This is a genomic window from Candidatus Binatia bacterium, from assembly GCA_036504975.1.
Taxonomy (GTDB): domain Bacteria; phylum Desulfobacterota; class Binatia; order UBA9968; family UBA9968; genus JAJPJQ01.
Genome location: DASXUF010000012.1, coordinates 35,148 through 60,739, shown reverse-complemented (window position 1 = coordinate 60,739; position 25,592 = coordinate 35,148). Strand labels below are relative to the sequence as shown.

Sequence of the window (25,592 nt, the reverse complement as noted above, 5' to 3'; positions counted from 1 at the left end):
CTAATTCATTACCGATCAAGCTTCGCGGCTCAAGATCGTTACCTTGAAGCGCTCCGGCTTCTGCTCCACTATTTTGATCTCGCGCGGCAAATTGAAGCTGAGCGGGACCGAATGACTTCCCGGCTTCAATCCCTTCAAGTCGACATATACCTGGTCGGGTCCCAGCTTGAGCTCCCCGAGAATCCGCTTGGGGCCCGACAATTTCACCTGCGCCTGGCGCGGGCTCACGCTGTATTTGCCGGACGAATTTCTAGCGGCCACGTCCACGCGGCCGAACTCTCGGGTTATCATCTCCTCTTCGAGCACCACCGCCACGGTCACGCGGTCGGGCGAGAACGACAGCGCCTCGTCCGTGGCGCTGAGCCGAAGCTCGCGCGTGAATTGCCCCTTGGCGCCTTCGAGCTCGAGCGGCACCGTCTCGACGGAAGTCATTCGATTCACCACGTTCGCCGGGCCACGGACTTTGACCGTGTCCGGCATCGGGTCCATGCGTGCGACCTTGTGGCCGGCGGGCGGTTTCGTTCCCACCCGCACGGCTACCGGCAGTGAACGCTCCGCCTTCGCTTCCAGCCTGAGATTGACGACCGCCGGATTGATGCGCGTGACCCTGACGCCGCGCGGCGGGTTGAAAAAATCCGCGCTCAAGCGAAACGTAGAGGTCCCGGGGCGCGCCGCATCCAGATCCAACACGACCTTGAGATAGTCCGGATCGAGCGTGGAAAGGAGCGCTGGCGGACCGGCCAACCGCACCTCGACTGGGCCCGGCGCCGGATTGAGCGTCATGAGATCCGCCGGGAGATTGCGAAACTCGACGGGCACCAGGAAAGACTTCTCCGTCGGCTTTTGCCCCGCGTTGACGAAGAGCCAAAGGCCCAGCGCGAAAAGCAGCGAGAAGAGCTTGAGGCCGAGGTCGCTGCTCGCCCAGGCGAGCAATTTTTCCCAAGCGGCCATCATGTGCCCAAGAGCCGCGTGAGCTCGCTGCGCAGCCGCGGGCCGTCCACGTCCTGCGTCACCTTGCCGTCGACCACGAGAGAGATCTTGCCCTGCTCCTCCGAGACCACGACCGCGGCCGCGTCGGTCTCTTCGGTGAGGCCGACGGCCGCGCGGTGGCGCGTGCCGAGCTCCCGGCTCAAGTTCGAATCCACGCTGAGCGGCAGAAAGCAGCGCGCCGCGGCCATCCGCCCTTTGCGAATCATGAGCGCGCCGTCATGGATCGGCGAGCGCGGCAGAAAGACGCTCTCGACGAGCTCCCGGCTGACGCGCGCGTCGAGCGGCGTGCCGACCTCGATATAGTCGTTGAGACCCACTTCCCGCTCGAAGACGATCAGCGCGCCGACCCTCTTGCCCGCCATCGATACGACGGCCTTGGTGATCTCTTCCAACGCCTGGCCGCGCTCGATCCGGTCCGCGCCGCCGAAAAGCGGCGTCGTGCCGACCTGGGTGAGGGCGCGGCGGATGTCGCTCTGAAAAATCACGATGACGACCAGGATGATCGAGCCGAGAAAGTTGTCCAGCACCCAATTGAGCGTGAACAGTCCCGCCGTCTGCGAGGCGACGTAAACCAGCAGGACGATCACCAGCCCGATGACCATCTGCATCGCGCGCGTGCCGCGCATCATGTGGATCAAGCGATAAACGATGAAGGCGATGATGCCGATGTCCAAAAGATCTTGCCAGCGAAGCTGGGTGAAGATTTCGATCATGGCCCCGCTCCGGCGGGCGCGGCGACGCCGAACCGGAGCGCGTCGGCGATGCGCACGGCGCGCGCGGCCTCCTTCACGTCGTGAACCCGGACGATGTTCGCCCCCGCGAGCACGGAAGCCGCCGCCGCCGCCAGGCTCCCTTCCAGCCGCTCCTCGGGGGCGACGTCGAGAATCTTTCCGATAAAGGTCTTGCGCGAGGTGCCGACGAGGAGCGGGCGGCCGAGAGCAGCCAGCGCGCCTAGGGCGCGCAGCAGCGCCAGATTGTGCTCCAGATTTTTACCGAAGCCGATGCCGGGATCGACGATGATCCGCTCGGCCTCGACGCCCGCTTCGACGGCGAATTGCACCCGGCCCTGTAAATACGTCTTGACCTCTTCGACGACATTCTCGTAAGCCGGACTGTGCTGCATGGTCTGGGGCGTGCCCTGCATGTGCATGAGCACCACCGGCACTTTCTCCGCCGCGACGAGCGCCGCCATCGCGGAATCGAAGCCGAGCGCGCTGATGTCGTTGACGAGATCCGCCCCTTCGTCCAGGGCCGCGCGGGCGACTTTGCTTTTGGTCGTGTCGATCGAGATCGGAATCGAGACCTTTCGGCGCAGACCGCGAATGACGGGGATCACCCGCTCAATCTCCTCCTCGGCGGAAGCGGGACGCGCCCCCGGCCGGGTGGACTCGCCGCCGACGTCGACGATATCCGCGCCGTCCTCCGCCATCTCCGCGCCGCGGGCGACGGCGCGCGCCGGAGCGAAATATTTTCCGCCGTCGGAAAAGGAGTCCGGCGTCACGTTGACGATCCCCATGACGGCCGTGCGCCGGCGCATGTCGATCGTTCCATGACGGGTTGAAAGCGCAAAGCCGGGCGCACGCGCGGCGGATCGATAGCGGTGAGATTCCGGAGGGCTCTTCTCCATTGCCAGTCCGAGACTATCGCCTCAAGCTGCGGCCGATGTTTGAGTTGAGGGATGGATTTCGGAGAGCTCTACTTTTTCAAAGGATCCGCTCAAGCATGCGCTGCGGCGACCGGTATGGGAGAAATCGGACTCCCGCCGTTGCCGCCGAACTCCTGCATCAAGGCATCGATTTCCGCGCCGTCCAACGACTCTTTTTCGAGAAGCTTCTCGGCGAGCTTGTGCAGCAGTTGGAGATTGGTATGCAGCAGCTCCTTGGCCCGTTGATAGCTTGCCTGAATGATGCGCCGGATCTCGGCGTCGATCTCGACGGCCGTGCTCTCGGAATAGTCCACCTGCTGGGTGAAATCCCGCCCCAAAAAGATCTGCTCCTCTTTCTTGCCGAACGTCATGGGTCCGAGCTTCTCGCTCATGCCCCACTCGCAAACCATCTTGCGGGCCAGCTCCGTGGCGCGCTCGATATCGTTGCCCGCGCCCGTCGTCATAGATTTCAGAACCAGCTCCTCGGCGACGCGCCCGCCGAAAAGGATCGCGAGGTTGTTGAGCAGGTATTCCTTGGGATAGGTGTGCTTCTCGTCGATCGGGAGCTGCTGCGTCAGGCCCAGCGCCATGCCGCGCGGGATGATCGTCACTTTATGGACCGGGTCGGTGCCCGGAATGAGCTTGGCGACCAGCGTGTGTCCGGCCTCGTGGTACGCGGTGTTGCGCTTTTCTTCATCGCTGATGATCATGCTCCGGCGCTCCGTACCCATCATCACCTTGTCCTTGGCCAGCTCGAAGTCCAGCATATCGACTTTTTCTTTGTTGTTCCGGGCCGCCTGCAGCGCCGCCTCGTTGACGAGGTTCTCCAAGTCCGCGCCAGCGAATCCTGGGGTCCCGCGGGCCAAGACGCTGATGTCCACGTCCGGCGACAATGGAACCTTGCGTGTATGCACCGCAAGAATTCCTTCCCGTCCTTTGACGTCCGGCCTCGGCACGACCACCCGGCGATCGAACCTCCCCGGGCGGAGCAGCGCCGGATCGAGCACGTCGGGCCGGTTGGTCGCGGCGATAAGAATGACCCCTTCGTTGGCCTCGAAGCCGTCCATCTCGACAAGCAACTGGTTCAGCGTCTGCTCGCGCTCGTCGTGGCCGCCGCCGAGGCCTGCGCCTCTGTGGCGCCCGACCGCGTCGATCTCGTCGATGAAGATGATGCAAGGCGCGTTCTTCTTTCCCTGGACGAACAGGTCGCGCACCCGCGAGGCGCCGACGCCGACGAACATCTCGACGAAGTCCGAGCCGCTGATGCTGAAGAAGGGCACGCCCGCCTCGCCGGCGATGGCGCGCGCCAGCAGCGTCTTGCCGGTGCCCGGCGGGCCGACGAGGATGCAGCCCTTGGGAATTCTGCCGCCGAGCTTGGTGAACTTCTTCGGATCTTTCAAAAACGCGATGATCTCTTGCAGCTCTTCCTTCGCTTCTTCGACTCCGGCAACGTCGTTGAACGTCACCCGATGCTGGTTTTCCGTGAGGAGCTTCGCCCGGCTCTTGCCGAAGGACATCGCCTTGCCGCCGCCCACCTGCATCTGGCGCATGAAAAAGATCCACACGCCGATCAAGAGCAGCATCGGAAACCAGTTGACTAACAGCACCATGTACCAGGGAGATTCGTCCTCGGGCTTGGCGGCAATTTTGATTTTTTTGTCGCGCAGCATCTTGACGAGGTCAGGATCGTTGGGCGCAAACGACCTGAAGCGCTCGCCGTTGCGGTACTTTCCCTGGATATTGTGCCCCTGAATGGTCACTTCCTGAATCTCGCCCCGATCGACCGCGGCGATAAACTCGCTGAAAATGATCTCCGGCTCGCGTCCGTGCTGCTTGCTGAAAATGTTGAAGAGAAAAAGGAAAATCAGCACCAGGACCAGCCACAGGGCCAGGTTTTTAGACATCTGATTCAAACTTAGGCCTCCTTAGAAGACAAAGCAAAAAAAGTGTAACATACACAATACCTTAGTTCAATCTTTAGCCGTCAGCCTTTAGCTCTCCGCTTGCAGCGAAGTTCTTGTCGGATTTACCGGGCGCTGATCGCTGAAAGTTTTACTTTTACGACCTCTTTCGTCGCCGCTCCGACCTTGGCGATCTCGCTCCGGCCGTAGCCGGGAATCCAGAGAATGTCTTCGCCGGCGATGAGCAGCGGCAGTGTTGCGCGTACCTCCAGGGGAACTTTCTTTTCAATGAATAGCTCTTTGACTTTCTTGTGGCCGCGCATCCCCAGCGGCTGGAAACGATCGCCGTCGCGAAAATTGCGCACGGTCAGCGTTTGCCGCAGAGCGCTCGAATCGAACACGGCTTCGAGATCGTCATTCGGCCGCGCTTCGGATAAGACGCCGCGCGCGCTTGCCATCTTTACGCCGGCCTCCGAGATGGCTAACTCTCCTTCGAACGGCAGCTCATAGCTGTAGCACGCAGCGCGGCGCCCTCGACTTTTTTTCTCCAGGCGTAGCTTATCGTAGTTGCGGACGGCTTCCCGTCCTCTCGGAATCGCCACGCGCCCTTGCGGCGGGCCGTCGCAGATCAAACTCAAGATCGCTTCGACGTGATCGAACTCGACGGCTCTAAGACTCCCCAAATTTTCTTCGAGCCAGAGACGGACCAAGCGGCGCTGCATCGCCACGGGTTGCCCGAGCAGCGGCGCGCGCAGCAAGTCACCCTTTTGCGCAACCTGCGGCAGGAGCTCTTGCGCAAGTTCCTGCAAAAAGTTCTCCTCGTCGCGCATCACGTCGGCCGTGCATGCCAACCGCTCGTCGAGGCGGGCATCGATTCTTTCTTTGAGCCTTGGAAGCAGATCCAGGCGGACCCAGTTGCGCAGGAGCGCTGCGTCGCGATTCGTGCGGTCCGTCCGGTACTCCAGCTTCTCGGCCGCGAGATAGTTTTCGATCTCGCGTCTTGAATTTTCGATGAGGGGCCGAACCAACACCGGGCTTCCTTCGACTTCTTTCAGCTTTGTAACCGGGTCCATGCCGCTCAAACCCTTTCTTCCGCTCCCCCGGAGAAGCCGCATCAAAAACGTCTCCGCTTGATCGTCGCGCGTGTGACCCAGAGCGATTTTCTGAATGCCCCGTTCACGGGCGAGCGCAGCAAAATAATCACGCCTCGCTTCTCTGGCCATCTCTTCGAGATTGCCTTTTCCGCGCTCGACTTTGACTTTCGGCAGGTCTACTTGCCTCAGATGAAACGGAAGAGCGAGGCCGTCAGCCATCTCGGCGACAAAGCGCGCGTCTTCATGCGCCTCCTCGCCGCGAATGCCGTGCTCGAGGTGGGCGACCTCTAAGCGGAGGCGGAACTCATCCTTCAACTTCCACAATACGTGCAGCAACGCGACCGAATCCGGCCCGCCCGAAACGGCGGCCAACACGCCGTCTCCGGGAGACAGCATGCGGTATTTTTGGCAGGTTTGTTTGACTTTAGCTGCAAGACGCACAGGAGAGATTCTGTGCGTTTTAGAGTGACAAATCAAGGAGCGAAAATAGCGTCGAGAACTACCAAAGCAGGAGCGGCGTTAACGCGATTTTCCCTTGTTGCCTTTGACAAGCGACAGGGATCTGCCTTTTCTGCTCTTAGCTTCGTCCGAAAGGCATTCCCAGTCGATGAGCGTGAGGTAATCCTCGGGCGGGCTGGACTCGCAGTCATAAGTTTTCAAGAACCTGGAATAGCTGCCGTATTTCTTCTCGTAGGCCTTGATTCTTTTCTGGATCTCCTTGAGGGACAGAGAGGAATAGTCCACTTCCCTTTCTCCCTCCGTCCCTCTTATAGCCAGTATGCGACTCACTGCGTGATCTCCTTTAACTCCGGTAATACTTCGTCGATTATCCGCCTCAGTTCCTCTTCGCCCCGCTTTGGATCTTTAATCGGCGTAGCGAGTTTGACATGCAGGTGCGGCGCAAGAATTTTCCTTCCCCTTTTGATCTCATGGCTGTCATACCGAACCTCATCGTACCATCCGTTTGTCTTGCGATAAAAGTGGACTTTGTATTCGATGACCGCCTTGGATTCCTTGTTGCTAACGGTAACATTCAGACATTTCCAATCTTCATATCCCGTTGTGACCACGGCGGCAGTATCTCAAACTTCGCTGAAACCCACAACTTGGCACGTCATACCCTCAACTTTCCCGCATATCCCGTCATCTCGACGTATCCCAGTCCCTGCACTGGCTGCTTTTGAAAAGTTCCGCGCGCATGGACGCCGCCTTCCCAGTAAGTAACCTTGGTGCTTTTGCGCGTGTCGAGCTCCTGGTCGGGGAAGAAAGGAATGATGTCGAGCTCGATTCCTTCGGCAGGAATAGTGACTTTCCACCGCATGGGGTAGTTCCCGCCGCTCTTGGGGCTTTTCCATTTCTCCAGCGCCTGGAGCTGAAAGTCGCGCAGCGCGAGATGCCGCGTCGCGCCATTTGCCGAGACCAGCGTGCCGCTGGAATACGGATCGATCGAGCCGTCTTTCCGCCGCATGAGATACAGCATCAACTCCGTATTGTTGTCGAGCTGAATGCTGAACCAATCCCAGCCGAGCTGATCCTCCGCCAACTGATTGCTGCCGAACTCATGGTCCATCCAGCTCTGGCCGCGGATCTTTTCGGTTTTTCCCGCGATCTCCAGCTCGCCCTCCGTCTTGAGCCGCGTCAACGAATAGTAGTAGGAGGCCCTGCCTCTTCCCTCGGCCTTTTGACTGAGGCCATTGTCACCATGGAGAACCGGCGTTTTGAGCCACGTCAGTCTCAGCTTCAAGGTCACATCCTTATCTTTCACCTCGATGACGTGGCCTTCGCCTTGTCCTTCTACTTTCCAATCCTCGTTCCAGACGAGATACCTGTCCGTGGCGGCGCCGGCCTTGTCGTTGTAGCCGCGATTGGCGCGCTCGGCGACGCGGAATTTTTTCTTCTGCTTATCCGAGAGCGCGAAATGCGCCATGTAGAGATCGGTGAACAATGGCGGCGCTTTTTCCTCTTTCTGCCGGTCGCGCAGCCCGAAGCGAAAAAAAGTCACCTGATAGCCATAGCTCTTCCCGGACTCCGTCTCGAAATGGCCGGTGTAGTACCACCACTCGGTTTTAAAGTCGGGATGAGAGAAGTGATCTTGAGGAAATCGCAGCGCCCGTCCGGGAACGGCGAGCTGATAGGTAAACGACGAAGCTAGCAGACCCAACGCCAGAATTGTGATGGCGCGAAGGCCTGATTTGAGCGATCGGTTGAGCGGTGTTATATAGCCTTCCATGGAAAAGAAAAAATACACCCGCCAGGAGCTGCTCACAACCCCGGAAGAGTTGAGAGCGAAATCAGGCGACGCCGACCTGCGTCTGATCGACGTGCGCCAGGCGGAGGTCTACGCTCAAGGACACATTCCGGGCGCGATCCATTTCGATTTGTTCGGCGTGAGCCTGATCGACACGAGCCCCGCGCCGCTGAAGGCGTTTCTGTCGATGATCGCGCACCTGTTCGAGCTCCGCGGCGTGAGCCTCGACACCGAAGTCGTTTTCTACGAGGAAAATTCCGGCATGCGCGCGGCGCGCGGCCTGTGGTTTCTGGAATACTTCGGCCACCGGCGCGTCGCCGTCCTCGACGGCGGCATCCTGGCGTGGAAAAAAGCCGGATATCCCGTAACGACCGAAGCCGTGCCGCCGAAGAACACGCGCTTCGACGTCGCGGAGCAAAGAGATCTCCTGGCGACGTACGAAGATGTTCTGAACTCTTTGGACGACAAGCGGGCGCGCATCGTCGATACCCGGAGCGACGACGAATACATGGGACGGAACATCCGCGCGGCGCGCGGCGGCGCAATTCCAGGCGCCGTCCATCTCGAATGGACCCACAACCTCGACGCAGAGGGAAGATACAAATCGGAGAGCGAGCTCAGGCAAATGTACGGGAAGCTCGGCGTCACGCCGGACAAAGAGGCCATCCCTTACTGTCAGGGCGGCTACCGCTCGGCGCACACCTATCTAGCCTTGAGGCTCATCGGCTTCCCGCAGGTCCGCAACTACATCGGCTCGTGGAAGGAATGGGGCGACCGCCTGGAGCTGCCGATCGAGAAGCCGTGGGAGAAAAGCGGCGGATCAAGCTGACGCGCCGCGAATAGCCCCGCGCAATGCCGCCAACGCCAAGAGCGCGCATTTAACGCGCGCGCTGCCGATCGAGAGCCAAGGGAGAGAATGCGTCATGGATATCACCGGACAAGCTGCCGTAGTCACGGGCGCGGGAAGCGGCTTGGGCCGCGCCATCGCGCTCGGCTTGGCGCGCGAGGGAGCGAAGGTTCTGGTCGCCGACGTCCGAGCCGTCGAGGGACAGACCGTTCTACGGGAAATTCGCTCGTCGGGAGGCGCGGGGGAGTTTTTCGCCGGCGACCTCAGCCAGGAGACCGCCGCGCGTGCGATGATCCAATTCTGCATCGACCGCCTCGGCGGCCTGGATATTCTGGTGAACAACGCGGGGCTCCGAATGGAACAACACGACGACGGCTTCTACGAGCCGTGGCGCTGCATCCAGATGTGCCCCGCGCACGAGCTTTCCGTGGCGACCTGGGACCTGGTTCTCGGCGTGAACCTGAGAGCGGTGTTTCTTTGCACGCATTTCGCCCTGCCGCACATGATGCAAAGGCGGAGAGGCGTGATCATCAGCCTGTCGTCCAACGCCGGAAGCCACGGAGTTCCGGGCAAGAGCCCCTATTGCGCGTCGAAGCACGCCGTCGAAGGCTTGATGAAAACGGTGGCGGAAGAAATGCGCGAGCACGGTATCAGCGCCAACGCGATTCACCCGGGCGGCCGAGTCGACGTCGATGGGCGCGGCGGAAATTCGCCGGAGATCGTCGTCCCGCTGGTGCTGTCCCTCTGCCGCCAGGAAGAGCCGCTCGTCACGGGTCAAACGATCAAAGCCAAAGACTGGAATGAGAAAACATCCAACGCATCGACCGGGATCGCTCGCTGAGACCAATCGGCGCTTCGGTCACGCTCCTTTCATCGCGATCCTGTCGCTGTGCGTCGCGGTTGCCCTGACGGCGACGACCGAAGCGGCGGCGCCGGCGCCGAGAAAGATCACCCTGTCTTACTCGGCCGTGAGCATGACCTGGCTGCCGGTGAAGGTCGCAGTGGACAAAGCCTTCTTTCGCCAGCAAGGGCTCGAGCCGGAGTTGATTCAGATGCGCGGGAATATCGCCACGGCGGCGCTCGCCACCGGCGATCTGGATTTCTCGCTGAACATTTCTCCCGTCCTTAACGGCGCCATTCAAGGCTTGGGATTGAAGCTCGTCGCGGGTCTCAACACGCGCCCGCTTTTCTCTCTCGTCGTCCGGCCCGAGATCAAAACCGCCGCCGACCTCAAGGGCAAGGTGTTGGCCGTCAGCTCCTTCGGCAACACGCAGGCGATCCTCACGGAGAAGCACCTCCAGCACCTGGGCCTTAAAAAAGGCGAGTATCAATTGCTCGCGATGGGCGCGACCGGGGCGCGCATCGCCGCGCTGGAAAAAAATCTTGTGCAGGGTAGTTTGATGCCGCCGCCTGCCAACGTCGTCTTGGAAAATCAGGGCTATCGTCTTTTGGGCAACACGGCGGAGATCATTGCCCATCCTATCGCCGGGCTCGGCACGCATGAGAGCAAAATCAAAAGCCAGCCGGAAATGATCAAACGCGTGCTGCGCGCGACCTTGAGGGGTCTTCAATTTGTCCGGAGCAACCGGAGCGACACGGTCAAAATCATCATGGCCCTGGCGCACATCGGCGAAAGAGACGCCGCCCAGGTCTACGATCTCTCGAAAGCGGGATTCAGTCCCAACGGGCTGCTCACCGACGACGACCTCGGCATCGAGTGGGGCTTCATCCAGCAGGAGACCAGGAAAACCAACGTACCCGTCTCAGTGGCTTACGACATGGCGCTGCTGAGAGAAGTTCAGAGGGAGTTGGGGATACAATAAAAACGCGCCGCCGCGAGGCGGCTTGACTCCTTTTTCCCGCCACAATCTTTTTTACGTTGTGCCATTATGATATGGGCACCTCGACGCTATTGCTGGAACCTGTGCTATGGCCCTTCGACTGTATCTAGATACCAACGTCCTTTGCCGGCCGTTCGACGATCAGACAATCGGGAGGATTCGTCGGGAGACGGAAGCCTTTGAAAGAATCTTGGACAAGATAATCCAGGATGAGGTTGCCTTAGTCGTTTCCGAAATCCTGGTTTTCGAGCTTCGAGGGATCGTATCGCCGGATAAAAGAGCGAAGGCATCCGGCTATCTCCATTTAGCCAAGGACCATCACGACATGACGGAAGAAACACTTGGTCTAGCCAGACGCGTTGTGGAGAGATTCAAGCTACAACCGCGCGACGCATTGCACGTGGCAAGTGCGCTACTTGCAGAGAGCAGTTATTTTCTGACGTGTGACGATGGAATAACAAAGAGGTTTAAGAAGCGGTCCCTTTCTGCTAGTATTGGAATCCAACGCCGCACCTTAAGGGTTCTGAATCCAGTGGACTTCATCGGCGAAATGCAGTGGTGATTTATGAGTAAACCCGCCAGGAAAGTCGAAGAAGCAGTGATTCGAGAAGGCTGGAACACCCTTGTGAAAAAAATGGGTGCCGCTAAAGCGACCCGCTTCCTCGTAGCCTTCGAGCGCGGCGAAGGAGACTCGGTCAAAGAGATCAAACGCTTTTGGCGCGGAAAATCGCTCGACGAGATCTACCGCTTGGTCAAGCGCGCGAAGATCATCCCCTAGGTTTCCCGCCATCAATGGCCAGCGAATCTGGCAAACTGTTTCCGTTCCACAATTCAGGCCTCTTTTCTGAATATTACCTTTCGAACATTCTCAAGGAGCAGGAAGATTGGAAAGCCGATGTTTCCAAATTATTCCTCAAGCTGAAGGATGTTTACGATTCGCAGAAGAAGGAACTACCGCTCCTCAACGAAAACTCACTCGAAGATAACTTTATCCGGCCGATCCTGAAAGAACTTGGCTATGTTCTAGAACCTCAGCCCTCCCTTCCTCCCGCTATGGAACAAAGAAGCCCGATCTGGCTCTTTTCCCTGACTCGGCTTCCAGAAAAACCGCTCTCCCATACCAAGGAAAGGAAAAGTTTTTCAAACTAACTTCCGCCATCTGTGAGTGTCACCGGATTCGTAGACCAGTGTTTAAAGGAGAAACCAGAGCAGGCAGATGTGGTGCACGATTTGCTCGCATTTCTCGCTGAGCGAATGATTGAGATGAATAGGGAGAAGCAAGGTGAGACAAAAGGATTCTTAGAGTGGCTGGAATTCGCTATCGGGGCAAAGATAGAAAATCTGAAGAACAAAACAAGAATCAGGGCTTATGACGAAGACAGTTTCAAAGAGTTGCTGGAGGTTCTGAAGGAAAATAGCAAGGCTCTCAAACAAAATCCCAGCAGTAAGGATTTTTATGAAGTCCTCAAAGACGCCTTTCAAAAGAGCGTCACCAAACTCTCACCGCTTAAGAGCCAACTCGCCATTACCGACCGCCTCATCGATCTCATCGTGTACCACCTCTATGGATTGAATGAAGAGGAGATCAAGGTCGTTGAGCGCAGCTAAGAACCTGCACCCCTCCGTGACTTGCGTCCAGCCGCCGGTATAATAGAATCGGTCTTGCCGCGCGACATCCGGACAAGAAAGGCATCTATGCTTCGAACTCTAGAGCTTCTCGCCAGCGACTCGTCCCACCTGCCGCTGCTCACGGTTTTCAAGGAATCGCGGGTGATGGAAAAATACGGCTTCGAGCTGGAACTGGAAGTCGTGGGCGGCGCCAAAGCGCCGACGATGGCGCATCGCGCCAAGCTCGTTCTGTCCGGAGAGATCGACTTCGTCAGCGGGCTGCACCACGATACCTACCGCGAGCGAGCGCGCGGGGAGAAGCGGCTCGTCTATCTGGCGCAGGCGCAGAACAATTGGGACGACCGCCTCATGGCCGATCCGAAGTTTGGCGGCGTCCAGGACTTGAAAGGCAAGAAGATTATCTGTCACACCAAGGCGCCTTGCGTCGCCGGCAATCTGCACGCGGTCTTGGAAACTTGCGGCCTCAAACCGGATGAGATTCATATCGAAGCCACCGAAACCATGTCGGGAAAACATTTGCAGTTCGTCGATCGCGTCATTTCCGGCGAGGCGGCCGCGGCCCTGGTGGATATGCCGTTCGATCTTTACGGTGAGAAAAAAGGACTGCATCAGGTTGAGCTGCCGGACCGGCCGGTTATCCACAATACGACGCTGCTTGCTACGAGCGACTACATCAAGGCCAACGACGACACGGTCACGAGCTTCCTCAAGGGCTTCATCGAGGCGATTCATTTCTTCAAGACAAAGCCGGAGGAAGTAGCGCGGATTCTGAAAAAGAACTTATCCCGCCGCTACGGCCTCGGCGAGGACGAATACTACGTTCATCTCCAGCGCGAATGGGCCAAGCTGCTTTCGAAAAAGCCCTATCCGCTGCCGAGCGCGATCCAGAACGTCTACGACTTGGACGTGGGAAAAGACCCCGCGATGAAATCGGTCGGACCGATGGAGACCTGGGATCTGCACCACCTGCGCGCCATCGACGACAGCGGCTTTATCGACCGCCTCTACGCAGCCCGGCCATAAAGGCTCAGCGCAAAAAAGATGAAGGGTGAAGGCGGAAGGATGAATCCTCCTCTTTTTATCCTTCAACCCTCAGCCCTCATCCTTTTGACACACGCCTTAAGTTTGTATCTTTCGCAGCACCGGCACGCGCCATGAGATCAACAGCGCGAGCACGATCACGACTCCGCCCATAGCCGCCACGGTCGCCGGCGCGCCGATGACGTGGGCGGCGACTCCGGCCGCGAGCGCCCCGGCCGGCATCAGCCCGCGGTCCAGCATGTAGAGACTCATCACCCTCCCGCGCAATGCGTCGGGCACGAGCAGTTGCAACAGCGTGTTGGTCGTCGCCATAAAGGCGATCTGAAAGCTTCCCACGCCGACCAGCATGAAGAGCGCCAGGAGAAACGAGGTCATGCGGGAGAACAGGATCAAAAAAGTTCCGAGGAAAATCAGGCTCCACAACAGCAACAGCCCTTTGCGCCTCGTTCGGTTGCCGGCCGAGGCCAGCAGCAGAACCGCGAGCACGGCGCCCGCGCCCGGCGCGGCCATCAGGAGACCCAGTCCTTCCGGCCCGACGCCGAGCACGTCTTTTTGAAAGACCGGCATCAGCGTCTGGTAAGGAACCGCAAAGACGCGCGGCACATAGGCCAGCGCCATGATCGCCAGGACCGTGGGATTGGACCAGACGTAGGCGAATCCTTCCTTGAGATTGGCCAGCGCGGATGACTTCCGCGCTTCCCCCGACGCCGGCGGGACGCGCATCCAGTAGATCATCAACAGCACGCCCGCGTAGGCGGCGCTCTGAACGAAGAAATTGCCGGCGGCGCCGAACGCGGCGATGAGCACGCCGCCGAGAGCCGGGCCGAGGACCTTGTTGAGATTGAAGCCGATCGAATTGAGCGCCACCGCGTTCATCAATTCATGCTTGGGCACCATGGCGGGGACGAGACTCTGGCGCACCGGCTCGTTGAAGGCCCAGGCCATGCCGGTCAACAGCGTGAAGACAAACAGATGCCAGGACTCGAGATATCCGGAAGCGACCAGGGTTCCCATGCCGATCGCGGTCGCGATCAAGACGTATTGCGTGTTGAGCATCAGCTTCTTCCGCTCCAGGCGGTCGGCGGCCACCCCGGCGATCGGCCCCGCCACCAGGAAAGGCAGCGCGCGCACGCCGTTCAGCGCGCCGAGCAGCACCGCAGACCCGGTGAGATCGTAGAGCAGCCATCCCAGAGTCACCTGCTGGATCCACTGGCCGGCGCTCATCAACACCGTGCTGGTCCAAAGATAGCGGTAATTGAGGTGACGGAGTGAGGAGAAGGTGCCGTGTCTGAATCGCGAAGCGGCGGCTTTCTCCGCCGCTTCTTCCCGGGTCGTGTGACGCGCTTCCAAAGATTGCTTTCTTAGCGATACGTAGATGAGCGCAACAAAACCAGTATTAGCAGGAAGGGATTTTCCTTTCTAGAAAATATTCGCGCAGCGAAGGCGGTTAAACGCTTATGCGCAACCGCACGCACGGGGGTTTCTCGAAGGGCCGATGCGTGGGACGAGGAGCATCAAGCGTACTTCTGAATTTTTCTTAAAACTCTCGTGCCGCGTAACACAGACGTATCGCAACGGCCCGGAGAGAGACTCGCGGGCGGGCGGTTGCGCATATCAGCCTTTATGGCCTGCTGATTATTTTGGCTTTTCGAACTTAAGCACAAACCGGTCGGTCTTCCCCCGCGCCTCTTTGAGCGAGTTTCCCGTGCGCGGGTCGTCCGGATTCCTCAGCATCTCCCCTTCTTTGCCGGATTTGAAACCCGCCGCCGTCACTTCCTTCACGACCAGCGCTTTTTCGATGCGGTGAAGCGTCTTCGCCGCCGTATCCCCCGCGCCGTCCTGCGCCGAATGGTCCACGACTCCGTAGGCTCCGCCGGGCTTTAGCGCGGCAAAAACTCTCTTGTTCATCGCCTCGCGGTCGGCCCGGTCCACCTCGTGATAGTCGAGGTTGATGAGAACAAAATCGAGCGAGCCGTCCGCAGGCAAAGCGACCGTTCCCATGCCGCCTTCGACGAGCTTCACGTTGGCGTAGAGCGGATTTTTGAAACGCTCCTTGGTTTCGTCGCGAAACGTGGGCGTCGCCGAATGGACGATGCCCTTCGGGCCGACCGCCTGCGAGAGAATAGCGGTGTAGTAGCCGCGGCTCGCCATGAGATCGGCCACCTTGTCGCCCGGCTTGACGCCGTAGAACTTGAGCATCTCTTCGGGCTTGCGGATCGCGTCCAACGCCCGCTCGTTCTCCGGCCGCTCCGGATTGGCGAGGATCGCCTTATAGTCTTGAGCCGCAGCGGGGGCCGCCAAAAACAACAGACCGCCCAGAATGCCGTAAATCACGGATAGTTTTTTCATCGCTGTTCCTCCTTTGATGGTCTGGTGATGGTTTGGGTCATCTGATAACTTCCCCCCGCGCCTGCCTGAACATGGCGTCCTCGCGGCGGATATACCCGGGCGGCTTGCCGTGCTTGGAGCGCACTTCGAGCCATTCCCCCTGCGACCCGACGACGTTCACCGTCGTCCCTTGTTGGATCAGCGCCACTTCGCGCGAAGAGATCGACGGTTTTTCCAGAACGGCGGTGTCGCGGATGACTTCGTACGTGCCCGCCTCCGCCGGCCGCCTCGCGCTCGGCGGCGGCGCCGGCGCCGCGCTCTTCGCCGCGGTTCTCTCTCTCGCCTGAGACGGGACGGGCTCGACGCTGCGGGCCGCGCTTCGCGTCGAAGACGGAGCCGCGGCGACGCGCTCGGCTTGCTTCTGCGCCAGTTTGAGTTTTTGCTGCGCCGCGACAAGCGCCTTCTTGGTTTCGTCGAGCTTGGCCTCCAATTCTTTCGCCTTCTTGGCATTCGCCTCCGCCTCTTTGCGCAACCCGGCGATTTCGCTTCTGAGCTCCCGAACTTGCCCTTCCTTGCCGGACAAATCTTTATCGCCTGAAGTCTTCGCGCTCTGCTCCGCCGGCGGCTCGACGACGGCGGCGCTTTTTTTCCGGACGACGGCCCTAGCGGCCAGCACAACGACGATAATCAGCAGCGCGAAGATGACGACGTAGGTCCACCTTGGATATTTATCTCCCATACCGCCTCTTTCGACGGTTCTCCCGCTCACACTTAAAATCTGCAACGTATTATGCACTTCCTTCCGCCGCTTTCCAAGATAGGTGGGCTGTGTTAAGTGAGTTATCGCGAGGAAAAGAAGGAAATGGCTGCGATCATCGGTGAGAAGGAAACTCGACAACTGATCGACATGCGGCAGGCGATCAAAGCCGTCGAGGAGATTTTTCGACATCGCGCGGCGGGCAAAGTGCAAAGCCTGCCGCGCCGCCGGCTGAAGGGCAGCCAAAAGCAGCTCAACATTATGGCGGCGTGGCACGCCGGCGCGGACCTGCTTTGTCTCCGCGCCTACGCCGGCGCGTCGAATACGATCTCTCTTTACAGCGGCCGCACGGGCGAGATTCGCGCGATCTTGAACGCCAAGTATCTCAGCAGTCTCCGCACCGGCGCCGCCAGCGGCGTCGCGGCAAAATATCTCGCGCCGCCGAAGACCGACGTGGTGGGAATCGCCGGCCCGGGATGGCAGGCGACTTTTCAAGTCGAAGCGATCGTGCATGCGTGCCGCGTCCGGCACGTTCTGATCTACGGGCGCAATCCAAACAAGACTCGGGCGTTCATCAAGGAGATGAGAAGGAAGATTTCCGTCGAACTCCGGGAGTCTTCGTCGCTCGAAGAGCTGGAGGCGGAATCGGACGTTCTCGTCCTGGCCACCGACGCGGCCTCGCCTCTCATCGACGGCGACCGCCTCAAGCCGGAAGTCCTGGTAATCTCGATGGGCGCGAATCAGCCGGTGAAGCACGAGGTCTCCGGCGCGCTGATCAAGCGGATGGATTTGATCGTCACCGACGATCTTCCCACGGCGCAGACGGACAGCGGCGACTTGATCGCCGCATGCGCGAAAGGAATTATTCAGTGGGAGAATGTGATCCCGCTGGAAAAACTCGTCGCCGACGGCTGCCCCGCGCCGCGTCCGGCTAGGATACTCTTTCAATCCAACGGCATCGCCGACGAAGACCTGGCGGTAGGGCGGTACGTTCTACAGCGGGCGCAGAAGAAAAAGGCCAAGGTAAAAAAAGTTTCAGAGATCTGAGCATGATCCCTTCCAGGTTTAGTATGGATAATAATATCTTGATCACCCCTTCGACCCCGTTCGTCCTGAGCCCGTCGAAGGACGAACACCTCTAGCGTTAGGCTCTACCGCTCGCGAAGGGCGAACTCGGTGAGCTAATCGAGATATCTCGTTCCAATCTCCCCGCATCGGTGCTTCCTTTTTCTTCCGACTCCAACCTTTAATCTGCCGCTCACAGGCTAAGGCTTCTTCCCGTGTCTCGAATTGCTCTGAAAACAGCAACCTTACGAGAAGTCTAGCCGAGGTATAACCCTCAATTTCACCAGCCTGATGTTTTGCCAGGCGCTGCTCAAGATTATCCGTATGCCCAGTATAGTAGGAATTATCGGCACAGCGCAGAATGTAAACGCTAAAACTCATGACTCTCGTTGCTCTAGCTTTGCAGTTAATTTGTGCCAGCCCTACCTTTCCTACACTGAGGTTCGCGAAGGACGCCCTTCGACAAGCTCAGGGCGAACGGAATTTAACTGCCGCTGAGAACTAAAAAATAAAAGAAACTTATCTCACCGCCACACGGGACAACTAAGATCGCCCTCTTTACAAGTCGCTAATCTTTGAAGCTGTTTTGTTCGTTCCTTTGTCATACGAGTTAGACAACCTGATATAGCGACCCATACGCACTGCCGCCCTCTACCCCAGAACTCTCAAACCTACACGTCAGGTCACAGAATCTCATCCACGCATGTTGCACTTCCTGAATGCCCTCCTTCTGTTCTTTGTTAAGTCGATCTCGGTATTTATTATAGATTTCGTTGAGTTCTCTCGTCGCTGCCTCGTGATCTTTAGTCGCACACTGATTCATCTCGGCTTGCGTCTGCGGGTTATTACAATCTTGAGCATGAACGAGCGCCACCACCACAAAGAAAGCGGCGACCAAGGCAAAGACCGTGAATCTCATCATACACCTCACTGGATCTGCTTTCTGATGATGATGTCCTCGATGAGTTTGTAGCCTTTGTCTTTGACCACCGGCATCTTGTCGGGACCGATCAGGATCATGCGGATTCCCTTCTCATCCAAGTTGGAAACTTCTTCGTACGCCCCTTTCACGCCCTTTCTCGCGGGCAGACCGCCGTTCTTCGCCAAAGCCGAGGCGCCCTCCGCGCTCAAAATATAGTCGAGATAAAGCGCGGCGGCATGCGGGTGCGCGGCGCCCTTGGCGATTCCCGAATGACTTCCTAAAGAGCCCGGCGTCGGATCGGGAAAGACCATTTCGAGCGGGCATCCCTTCTCGTGCTTCATCTGGGCGATCCTCGCGGGATAGACTTCGACCGCGATCTTGGTCTCGCCGCTGCACAGGAGCTGCACTTGCAGCGTGTGGCCCCGGCGCGGCACGGCGCCGTTTCGCATCAGCGCTTTCATATACTCGACGGTCTTGGCCTCGCCCCAATCGAGCAGCCAGGCGAAGACCGCCTGTTCGGGCTCGGTGTCGATCGAGATGTCGTTCTTCCACTTCGGGTTCAACAGATCGGCGTAACTCTTCGGCGCCTCGCTCGGCTTCACGAGCTTGCTGTTGTAACCGATCACCACGAGCGTGTAATCCGTCACATACCAGCGTCCGTCCTTGTCCCAAAACTGGCCCGCGTAAGCCTTTTTCTCCGGCGAATCGTAACGTCCGAGAACCCCGCCTTTGAGCAACTCGGTGATGTTGTCGAAATCCACGCCGGCGACGTCGGCCTGAAACTTGCCGATCCTGTGCTCCAGCAGCATCCGCTCCATCCCTTTGGCGCCCTGAAGACGGGTCGAGTCGACTTTGATGAAGGGATATTTCTTGCCGAAGCCCTCCGAGTAGGCCCGGATCGTATCTAGTCCCTGGTTGGAATAGACCGTGAGAGTCCCTTCTTTTTTCGCACCCTCCTCCAGCCGTTTTTGTCTCTCGCTCGCGGGAAGCTTATTGATCTCGGCGAGCAGATCCTCGGCGCTCGCGGCGAAAACCGGTGAAAAGGACAGCGCGATCAAACATGCCGTGGTTAAAATCACGGCTGTACCGTAGTTTATTTTCATAACGAGACTCCTTTGGTTGATGTTCGTGAATCTTCAATCCGACGTCGGGCTCTGATGCGCGAGAAAAATCTCGCGTCGCTCGCGCGCCGACTGCATGATCGCCAAGCAGACCTCCAGCGTCGCCATGCCCCACCGTCCGTCGTGATAAACCGGACGGTCCTGAGTCACGGCCTCGTAAAGCTCGTTCAACTCGGAAAACCGCGACGCGCTCCGTCCGGTGACGGGAATCTCTCTCCGGCCTTCGTCGCCGTAGAGATAAATCCCGTCGGGCGATTGGCGGATGTCGCCGCGCTCGCAGGTGGCCAAAGTGATGCCGAAAAAATGGCCGCCGCCTTGAATCCCGTGCGTCGCCCGATCCGCCTGAACCGCAGCGTCGTGCGAAAACTCGCCTTCCCTCTTGCCGCCGAAGCGCATCGCCTCCTTGGCCTTTTCTTCGTCCAGCGTTTTGTTTCTGAGCTGGCTTCTGACGCGCGCTCTTTCTTCCTGGTTGTAGTGGCGTTCGCCGATTCCCCACGTCAGCTCGGAGGTATCGAAATAGCCGTAACCGTTATAGACGACGCTGGCCGGCGTGCCGTCTTCAAACTCGAGAAACGCGGAGTAATATCCCGGCGCCGGCCGCTCGCTCATCCACTGCCCCGTCACGGCGCGCACGCTCCTGACCATGCCGGCACCGAGAAGGCGGATCGTGTCGATCTGGTGCGGTCCCTGCCGGTAAACGACGCCGCCGCCGAGCTTGTGATCGAGCTCGGCCGGCATGCGCGGACGCAGCATCCAGTCGGTGTACATCCAGGTATGCAGCGCGCGAAGACCGCCCAGCTCGCCGGAGGCGATGGCCTTCCTCATGGCGCGGATGGCGGGATTGAAGCTCTGCGTGTGGCCGCAGAGGAGCTTCACTTTGTTCTTCTCCACCGCGGCGACCATGCTCTCGCACTCTTCGATCGTGAGCGCCATCGGCTTTTCGACGACAGCGTGCTTGCCGCGCTCGGCGGCCGCGATCACGTGCTCGCAATGAAATTGATTCGGCGTCGAGATCCAAACGGCCTCGACTTTCGGGTCGGCGCAGAGTTTTTCCACGCTGTCGTAAACCCGGCCGCCGTACTTTTGCTTGAACGCCTCGAGCGCATCCTTGCGCAAATCCGCCGCGGCGACGAGCTTCATGCCGGGCATCTTCTCCAACGCAGGAATAATCTGCGTGCTGCCGACGCCGAGGCCGGCGACGCCGACTTTCAGGGTTCTAAAAGTGTCCGCCATTTTTTCATCTCCCGGTTCATTCACGAGCAATCCGTACGAAGTACAAAAAGTTTGTTGGGTTCATTGGGTTATTTGGGTTCATTGAGTTCTTTGGGTTCATTGAGTTCATTGGGTAACTCAATAAACCCAAGAAACACAAAAAACTCTTCGTCTTTCTTCTCAATGTTTACCACCACCAATCGTGCTTTTTCTTCGGGGCCGGCGGCTGCTCGGCTTTCGACGGGTGGTTTTCCCTCATCGCGCGATCGACTTCGTTGCGCAGCAATTCCCAAATCTTTTCCATACAGCGGATGAAGTCCGGGTCGCTCATGCTCTTGATGCCGCGCGGGCGCTTGACGTCGATCGGGACCACGCTCTTGATCACACCCGGCGAAGCGCTCATCACCGCGACGCGGTCGCAGAGCATCACCGCCTCTTCGAGGTTGTGCGTGACCAGGATCACGGTCTTCTTGTGCTTTTCCCAGATGCTTATCAGCTCTTCGCGCAGCAGCAGCCGCGTCTGGGCGTCGAGGTTGGCGAAGGGCTCGTCCATGACGATCACTTCCGGATCGTTGGCTAGCGCGCGCGCGATCGCCACTTTCTGTTTCATGCCGCCGGACAGCTCGAGCGGGTTGGTGCCGCTGAAATCGACCATGCGCACCATTTCGAGGAAGAACTGCGTCACCCTTCTATATATGGGAACCGGCTGCTTGCGGAACTCCGGCCCCAACGGGACGTTGTTCGCCACCGTTCGCCAGGGCATCAGCGCCGCGTCCTGAAACACCATCGAGACCATCGCTTCGGTGCGCTTCTCGCCGACAAACTCCACCGTGCCGTCCGTCGGCTTTTCCAGTCCTGCGAGTATGTGCAGCAGCGTCGTCTTGCCGCAGCCCGTCGGACCGATGACGCCGAAAAATTCACGGTCTTTCACTTCGAGATCGACGCCGCCGAGCGCGCGCACTTTTTTCTCGCCCTTCGGCCCGCTGACAAAAGTTTTGGTCAGCCCGTGAATGACGACGCGCATAAGAGCTATTTTGCGAACTTGAAAGTCTCGCCGAAGAGCCGGATGTAGCGATCGAAGTCGTCGTAGACCTCGGCCGAAGTGACCGCGGGGCGGATGCCTTCGATCAGGCGCGGCGGATCGGGCGGCGTGTCGGTTCGGTCGGGAATCCGCCTTAGAGAGCGGATAATCTCCTGGCCTTTCTTGGACAGGAGGTAGTCCATCAGCAGGCGCGCCGCGTTCGGGTTCGGCGCTTTCGCCGCGATGCCCGTCGGATGAACGCTCGCGTAGACCGGATCGAGCGCCACCCATTCCACCGGCGCGCCGCTGCCCTTGAGAATCTCATAGCTCTGCGAGTAGACCGTGACGGAGGCTTTGAATTCGCCGGCGGCCACGAGCTGGGCGATGAGCGTCCTCCCGGTGCGCGCCTGCGGCTGCTGCTGGGCGAAGCGGCGCATGAAGTCGAGTCCCTTTTCTTCGCCGCCCATATTTTTCATCGTGGTGGCGAACCACTCGTAAGGACGCGCCTCCATCCCGACCTGCCCTTTCCATTCGGGCTTCAGCAGATCCTGATAAGACTTTGAAATGCTTGTCTTCGGCACCAGCTTGGTGTTGTAGCCGACGACCGAATACGTCGTGTAGGTGGAAGTCCAGAACGCCTGCGGGTCCTTATAGACGTCGCGAAAGTATTTTCTCTCCGGCGAGTCGTAGGCTTCGAGCATCCCCCGCTTCTTGAGGAAGTGGCCGTAGAAGCCCGTCGTCGCGATCACGTCCCAGAGCGGCTTGCCCGCTCGCGCTTCGGTCATCACTTTTTCCATGAGCGGCGCGTCGCTCGCGCGATAGAACTGGATGTCGATCTTGGGATAGAGCTGCTTGAATCCGTCGGCGAGCGCTTTCACGTCGGCGTTGTTCATCGAGGCGTAAAGAACGACCTTGCCCTCCGCCTCCGCCTTTTGTTGCACTTCGGCGGCTGTCGCCGTAAAAGCGAAAAAGCCGGAGACGATGAGCGCAGAAATGAGTCTTATCTTCATCCTTCCGCCTTCATCCTTCATCCCTCATCCTTTCCCAATACCCTTCCGGGAAGCGCGCCGCTATGCTTGCCGTTTTCAGTGAGCACTTGGCCGTTCACGATCGTCATTTGCACTCCCGTGGATTTCTGGACGAGCCGCTTTTCCCCTCCGGGCAAGTCGCTTACCATCTCCGGCTCGGAGTCGCCCACCGTTTCGGGATCGAAGAGAACGAGGTCCGCCGCCATGCCCGCGCGGATCAGACCGCGGTCTTGAAGGCCGAAGATTGAAGCGACCATGGAAGTGAGCTTGCGCACGCCTTCTTCGAGGCCCATGACGTTTCGCTCCCTGATCCAATATCCGAGAAAGCGCGTCGCGTAGCCGTAACCGCTGTCGTAGATGAGATGCGCCCCCGCGTCGGACTGGCCGACCAGAGTGTAAGGGCTTCGGAGAATCTCCGCCACGGCGCTCTCGTCCCCGTTGGTGCTGGAAGTCTGAAACTGCGTCTCCAGACCTTCTTCCAGAGAGAGATCGAGAAACGCGTCGATCACTTCTTTTCCCTGCATGGCGGCAATCTCGGCAACGCTTTTTTTCTCCAGCGATTTATTTTTCGCGCTCGCCGCTTTGATCATGTAGACGAGATCCCAGCGCCGGGAAAAGCGCGAACGAAAGCGATTTTCCACCGCCTCCTCGCGGAGTTTTTTTCGCAGCTCGGGATCGCGGAAGCGCTCGATTCTCGCGTCGAGAGGCGTGAATAGAGTTTCCTTCCACGTCGGCAGATCGTCGAAGACCTGGGCGTTTTTCAGATTGAAGCGATTGTTGAACAGGCGCGCGTTGCAGAGCGGATACGATGGAACGCCTTCGGCCTGACTCTCTTTGGCCAAATCGAGAAGCTGGCGCCAGAGATCGGGCTGGTCCCAACGGTGAGCGATGCTTTGCCAGACGACGGGGCGGCTCGCGCGCGCGGCGATGCGATTGAACCATCCTACCGCCTTGTCGGCGGGAACCGCTATGCCGGGAGTTCCTACCGAGATCTGAACCGATCCGCGATTCAGATCGCCCAAGACCCCCGCAAGCTCCAGAATCTCCTTTTCCGCGGCGAGGCGGCTGGGAATCGGCCTGCCGTCGGTGCGCATGTGCACCGGATTCTGGTTGGTGGAAAATCCGATCGCGCCGGCGCGCACGCTCTCCTTGAGAATGTTTTTCATCCTCCCGATCTCGTCGTCTGTCGCCTCCCGCTCGCATGCCGCGTCGCCCATGACGTACTGGCGCAGCGCGCAGTGGCCGAGAAGAGCCGCGACGTTGACGCCGAGCCTGCCGTCGAGACGATTCAGATACTCGGGAAAAGTTTCCCACTCCCAATTGACCGCAGACCTGAGGACCTGGAGGGGCATGGCCTCGACGCGCACGAAGCTTCCGAGCGTGCTCTCTCTGTCTTGCGGACGGCACGGCGCAAGCGTGAGGCCGCAGTTTCCCGGAATAACCGTCGTGATTCCGTGCCAGCACGACGAAGTCGCAATCGGATCCCAGAGAAGCTGGGCGTCTAGGTGCGTGTGGAAGTCGATGAAGCCCGGCGATAGGGCGAGACCGCCGGCGTCGATTACGCGCCAAGCGCCGCCGTTAATGCGGCCCACTTCCGCGATCCTCCCCCGTTGCACCGCGACGTCGCCCGTGTGGGAAGGCGTCCCGCTGCCGTCGATCACCCGCGCCCCTTTGATGAGGATATCGTAAGGCATGTTGGATTGGTCCGCTGAAACCAACCCTCACATACACCCGTTGGAAAAGACGATCAAGCTGGAACCGAAGAGGGATTTCCTGTCACCGAGCCGCGCTTCGTTGACAAGCCACGAGGCTCTATGCAACAAACCCGACATGAGGAACGGCAAGCCGGGACGGCGCTCTCGGACTCGCTCGGCGACGCCGGCCCACGTCATCGACTCGGACGGACACGTCCGCGAGACCGACAAAGAGATCATCGAATATATGTCTCCGGGCTACAGGTCGCGGCGCGACGCGATGCTGTACTTTCCGCTGGTGCCGCATCACGGCTGGCACCGCTCGATCCCTCAGAACGACTACCGGCGCCAGGATTTCCGCGTGCCGGATTGGCGCGAGTGGGCGGAGAAGCTCGACGAGGGAAAGATCGAGTTAACCGTCCTCTATCCCACCCGCTTCATGCACATCGGCCAGATCGGCAACCCCGAGTACGCGGCCGAGCTCTGCCGCGCCTACAACGACTTCCTCCATGATCGGTTCTTGAGCCGCGACGAAAGATTCCGCGGCATGGCGCTGCTGCCGCTGCAGGATATCCAAAGCGCGGTCAAAGAATTGCGCCGGGCGGTGAAGCGCTACGGCATGGTGGGAGGGATCTTGCCGGCCGAAGGCCTGCCGCTTCCGCTGGGCCATTCTCAGTACCGGCCGATCTTCGAGGAAGCCGACCGGCTCGGCTGCGCGCTTTCCGTTCATTCATGCACGTCGCTCAGAGACAACGATCGCTTTTTGCAACCCAACGAGGTGGCCGCTCTGGCGCACGTCATTCCGCAGATGCGCCAGTTCACGAACATCATGTTCTCGGGCCTGATGGACAAGCTCAAAAGGCTAAGACTCGGCTTTCTCGAGGCCGGCTGCGGCTGGGTTCCTTATATGATCGGCAAAATCGAGGAGCGGCTGGAGCGCGTGCCGCGGAAAGAGCGGCCGGTCTTGCCGAGCGACCTTCTCGCCCGCAAGCGGCTTTTCTTTCAATGCGGCGAAGAGATGACGACGCGCCGCGACATCGAGCTGTTGGGCGACGGCTGCCTGCTCTGGGCCTCCGACTTCCCGCACGAAGCGACCAAAACCGACCTCGGGAAGCTGGTGAAAGAGTTCTGTGAGCGCAAAGATCTCGCGCGCGTTTCGAAGAAAAAAATCCTCTACGACAATCCGAGAAAATTTTACGCGCTTTGAG

At 59.2% G+C, this 25,592-nt stretch carries 27 protein-coding genes; 10 read left to right on the top strand and 17 right to left on the bottom strand.

The genetic code is table 11. The features are described 5' to 3' along the window. Positions 1-15 precede the first annotated feature (15 nt). The 8 genes from VGL70_01925 to VGL70_01890 all read right to left on the bottom strand — a co-directional run bounded on the left by VGL70_01925 (position 16) and on the right by VGL70_01890 (position 7,860). Positions 16-954, bottom strand: a complete 939-nt coding sequence (locus tag VGL70_01925) for a CdaR family protein (GenBank protein HEY3302274.1) — start codon at positions 952-954, stop codon at positions 16-18. Next, a complete protein-coding gene (gene cdaA, locus VGL70_01920; protein ID HEY3302273.1) occupies positions 951-1,703 on the bottom strand; it encodes a diadenylate cyclase CdaA in 753 nt (250 codons plus the stop codon). The genes VGL70_01925 and cdaA overlap by 4 nt, the downstream gene beginning before the upstream one ends. Further along, positions 1,700-2,617, bottom strand: a complete 918-nt coding sequence (gene folP / locus VGL70_01915) for a dihydropteroate synthase (GenBank protein HEY3302272.1) — start codon at positions 2,615-2,617, stop codon at positions 1,700-1,702. The genes cdaA and folP overlap by 4 nt, the downstream gene beginning before the upstream one ends. Before the next feature lie 89 nt (positions 2,618-2,706). Further along, positions 2,707-4,548 (bottom strand): ATP-dependent zinc metalloprotease FtsH, encoded by a 1,842-nt coding sequence (gene ftsH, locus VGL70_01910; protein HEY3302271.1) that lies wholly within the window; start codon positions 4,546-4,548, stop codon positions 2,707-2,709. A gap of 113 nt (positions 4,549-4,661) precedes the next feature. Next, entirely contained in the window at positions 4,662-6,005 is a 1,344-nt protein-coding gene (gene tilS, locus VGL70_01905) for a tRNA lysidine(34) synthetase TilS (GenBank protein HEY3302270.1), read from the bottom strand. 144 nt (positions 6,006-6,149) lie between these two features. Beyond that, positions 6,150-6,419: a hypothetical protein gene (locus VGL70_01900; GenBank protein ID HEY3302269.1), complete on the bottom strand. Its 270-nt coding sequence runs from the start codon at positions 6,417-6,419 to the stop codon at positions 6,150-6,152. Next, positions 6,416-6,700: a hypothetical protein gene (locus tag VGL70_01895; protein ID HEY3302268.1), complete on the bottom strand. Its 285-nt coding sequence runs from the start codon at positions 6,698-6,700 to the stop codon at positions 6,416-6,418. Before VGL70_01895 ends, VGL70_01900 begins: the two co-directional genes overlap by 4 nt. Positions 6,701-6,744: 44 nt before the next feature. Then, on the bottom strand, positions 6,745-7,860 hold the full coding sequence (locus VGL70_01890) for a lipocalin-like domain-containing protein (GenBank protein HEY3302267.1): 1,116 nt from the start codon (positions 7,858-7,860) through the stop codon (positions 6,745-6,747). Here VGL70_01890 and VGL70_01885 point away from each other — a divergent pair. From VGL70_01885 to VGL70_01850, 8 genes are all read left to right on the top strand, one after another. Beyond that, positions 7,859-8,707: a sulfurtransferase gene (locus VGL70_01885; GenBank protein HEY3302266.1), complete on the top strand. Its 849-nt coding sequence runs from the start codon at positions 7,859-7,861 to the stop codon at positions 8,705-8,707. The genes VGL70_01890 and VGL70_01885 overlap by 2 nt on opposite strands. A 94-nt stretch (positions 8,708-8,801) precedes the next feature. Then, positions 8,802-9,566, top strand: a complete 765-nt coding sequence (locus VGL70_01880; protein HEY3302265.1) for an SDR family oxidoreductase — start codon at positions 8,802-8,804, stop codon at positions 9,564-9,566. Continuing rightward, a complete protein-coding gene (locus VGL70_01875; protein ID HEY3302264.1) occupies positions 9,526-10,548 on the top strand; it encodes an ABC transporter substrate-binding protein in 1,023 nt (340 codons plus the stop codon). Before VGL70_01880 ends, VGL70_01875 begins: the two co-directional genes overlap by 41 nt. Before the next feature lie 106 nt (positions 10,549-10,654). Beyond that, positions 10,655-11,128, top strand: a complete 474-nt coding sequence (locus VGL70_01870) for a PIN domain-containing protein (GenBank protein ID HEY3302263.1) — start codon at positions 10,655-10,657, stop codon at positions 11,126-11,128. Positions 11,129-11,131: 3 nt separating this feature from the next. Beyond that, positions 11,132-11,344: a hypothetical protein gene (locus VGL70_01865; protein HEY3302262.1), complete on the top strand. Its 213-nt coding sequence runs from the start codon at positions 11,132-11,134 to the stop codon at positions 11,342-11,344. Then, positions 11,281-11,715 carry a hypothetical protein gene (locus VGL70_01860; protein ID HEY3302261.1) on the top strand — a complete coding sequence of 145 codons (435 nt, stop codon included), beginning with the start codon at positions 11,281-11,283 and terminating at the stop codon, positions 11,713-11,715. Before VGL70_01865 ends, VGL70_01860 begins: the two co-directional genes overlap by 64 nt. A 69-nt stretch (positions 11,716-11,784) precedes the next feature. Next, the gene (locus VGL70_01855; GenBank protein ID HEY3302260.1) at positions 11,785-12,174 is read left to right on the top strand and encodes a hypothetical protein; all 390 of its coding nucleotides are present in this window, start codon (positions 11,785-11,787) and stop codon (positions 12,172-12,174) included. A gap of 87 nt (positions 12,175-12,261) precedes the next feature. Then, positions 12,262-13,218, top strand: a complete 957-nt coding sequence (locus VGL70_01850) for an ABC transporter substrate-binding protein (protein HEY3302259.1) — start codon at positions 12,262-12,264, stop codon at positions 13,216-13,218. Positions 13,219-13,314: 96 nt separating this feature from the next. Here VGL70_01850 and VGL70_01845 read toward each other — a convergent pair whose 3' ends face one another. From VGL70_01845 to VGL70_01835, 3 genes are all read right to left on the bottom strand, one after another. Beyond that, the gene (locus tag VGL70_01845; protein ID HEY3302258.1) at positions 13,315-14,586 is read right to left on the bottom strand and encodes an MFS transporter; all 1,272 of its coding nucleotides are present in this window, start codon (positions 14,584-14,586) and stop codon (positions 13,315-13,317) included. Between the two features lie 285 nt (positions 14,587-14,871). After that, positions 14,872-15,585, bottom strand: coding sequence for a methyltransferase domain-containing protein (locus VGL70_01840; protein HEY3302257.1), 714 nt, complete (start codon positions 15,583-15,585; stop codon positions 14,872-14,874). Positions 15,586-15,622: 37 nt separating this feature from the next. Then, positions 15,623-16,303, bottom strand: coding sequence for an SH3 domain-containing protein (locus VGL70_01835; protein ID HEY3302256.1), 681 nt, complete (start codon positions 16,301-16,303; stop codon positions 15,623-15,625). A gap of 123 nt (positions 16,304-16,426) precedes the next feature. Between VGL70_01835 and VGL70_01830 the strand changes: the two genes are divergently transcribed. Next, entirely contained in the window at positions 16,427-17,368 is a 942-nt protein-coding gene (locus VGL70_01830; GenBank protein HEY3302255.1) for an ornithine cyclodeaminase family protein, read from the top strand. A 42-nt stretch (positions 17,369-17,410) separates the two neighbouring features. Here the strand turns inward: VGL70_01830 and VGL70_01825 are convergent, their stop codons facing one another. The 6 genes from VGL70_01825 to VGL70_01800 all read right to left on the bottom strand — a co-directional run bounded on the left by VGL70_01825 (position 17,411) and on the right by VGL70_01800 (position 24,384). After that, positions 17,411-17,767 (bottom strand): GIY-YIG nuclease family protein, encoded by a 357-nt coding sequence (locus VGL70_01825; GenBank protein ID HEY3302254.1) that lies wholly within the window; start codon positions 17,765-17,767, stop codon positions 17,411-17,413. Positions 17,768-18,313: 546 nt separating this feature from the next. Then, positions 18,314-19,411 carry an ABC transporter substrate-binding protein gene (locus tag VGL70_01820; GenBank protein ID HEY3302253.1) on the bottom strand — a complete coding sequence of 366 codons (1,098 nt, stop codon included), beginning with the start codon at positions 19,409-19,411 and terminating at the stop codon, positions 18,314-18,316. A 33-nt stretch (positions 19,412-19,444) separates the two neighbouring features. Beyond that, positions 19,445-20,662 (bottom strand): Gfo/Idh/MocA family oxidoreductase, encoded by a 1,218-nt coding sequence (locus VGL70_01815; protein HEY3302252.1) that lies wholly within the window; start codon positions 20,660-20,662, stop codon positions 19,445-19,447. Positions 20,663-20,828: 166 nt separating this feature from the next. After that, on the bottom strand, positions 20,829-21,665 hold the full coding sequence (locus VGL70_01810; protein HEY3302251.1) for an ABC transporter ATP-binding protein: 837 nt from the start codon (positions 21,663-21,665) through the stop codon (positions 20,829-20,831). 5 nt (positions 21,666-21,670) lie between these two features. Next, positions 21,671-22,672 (bottom strand): extracellular solute-binding protein, encoded by a 1,002-nt coding sequence (locus VGL70_01805; GenBank protein ID HEY3302250.1) that lies wholly within the window; start codon positions 22,670-22,672, stop codon positions 21,671-21,673. A gap of 17 nt (positions 22,673-22,689) precedes the next feature. Next, positions 22,690-24,384, bottom strand: a complete 1,695-nt coding sequence (locus VGL70_01800; GenBank protein HEY3302249.1) for an amidohydrolase family protein — start codon at positions 24,382-24,384, stop codon at positions 22,690-22,692. On the opposite strand from VGL70_01800, the gene VGL70_01795 reads away from it, so the two are divergent. After that, entirely contained in the window at positions 24,383-25,591 is a 1,209-nt protein-coding gene (locus VGL70_01795; protein HEY3302248.1) for an amidohydrolase family protein, read from the top strand. The two genes, VGL70_01800 and VGL70_01795, sit on opposite strands and share 2 nt — an antisense overlap. The last annotated feature ends 1 nt before the right edge of the window (position 25,592 follow it).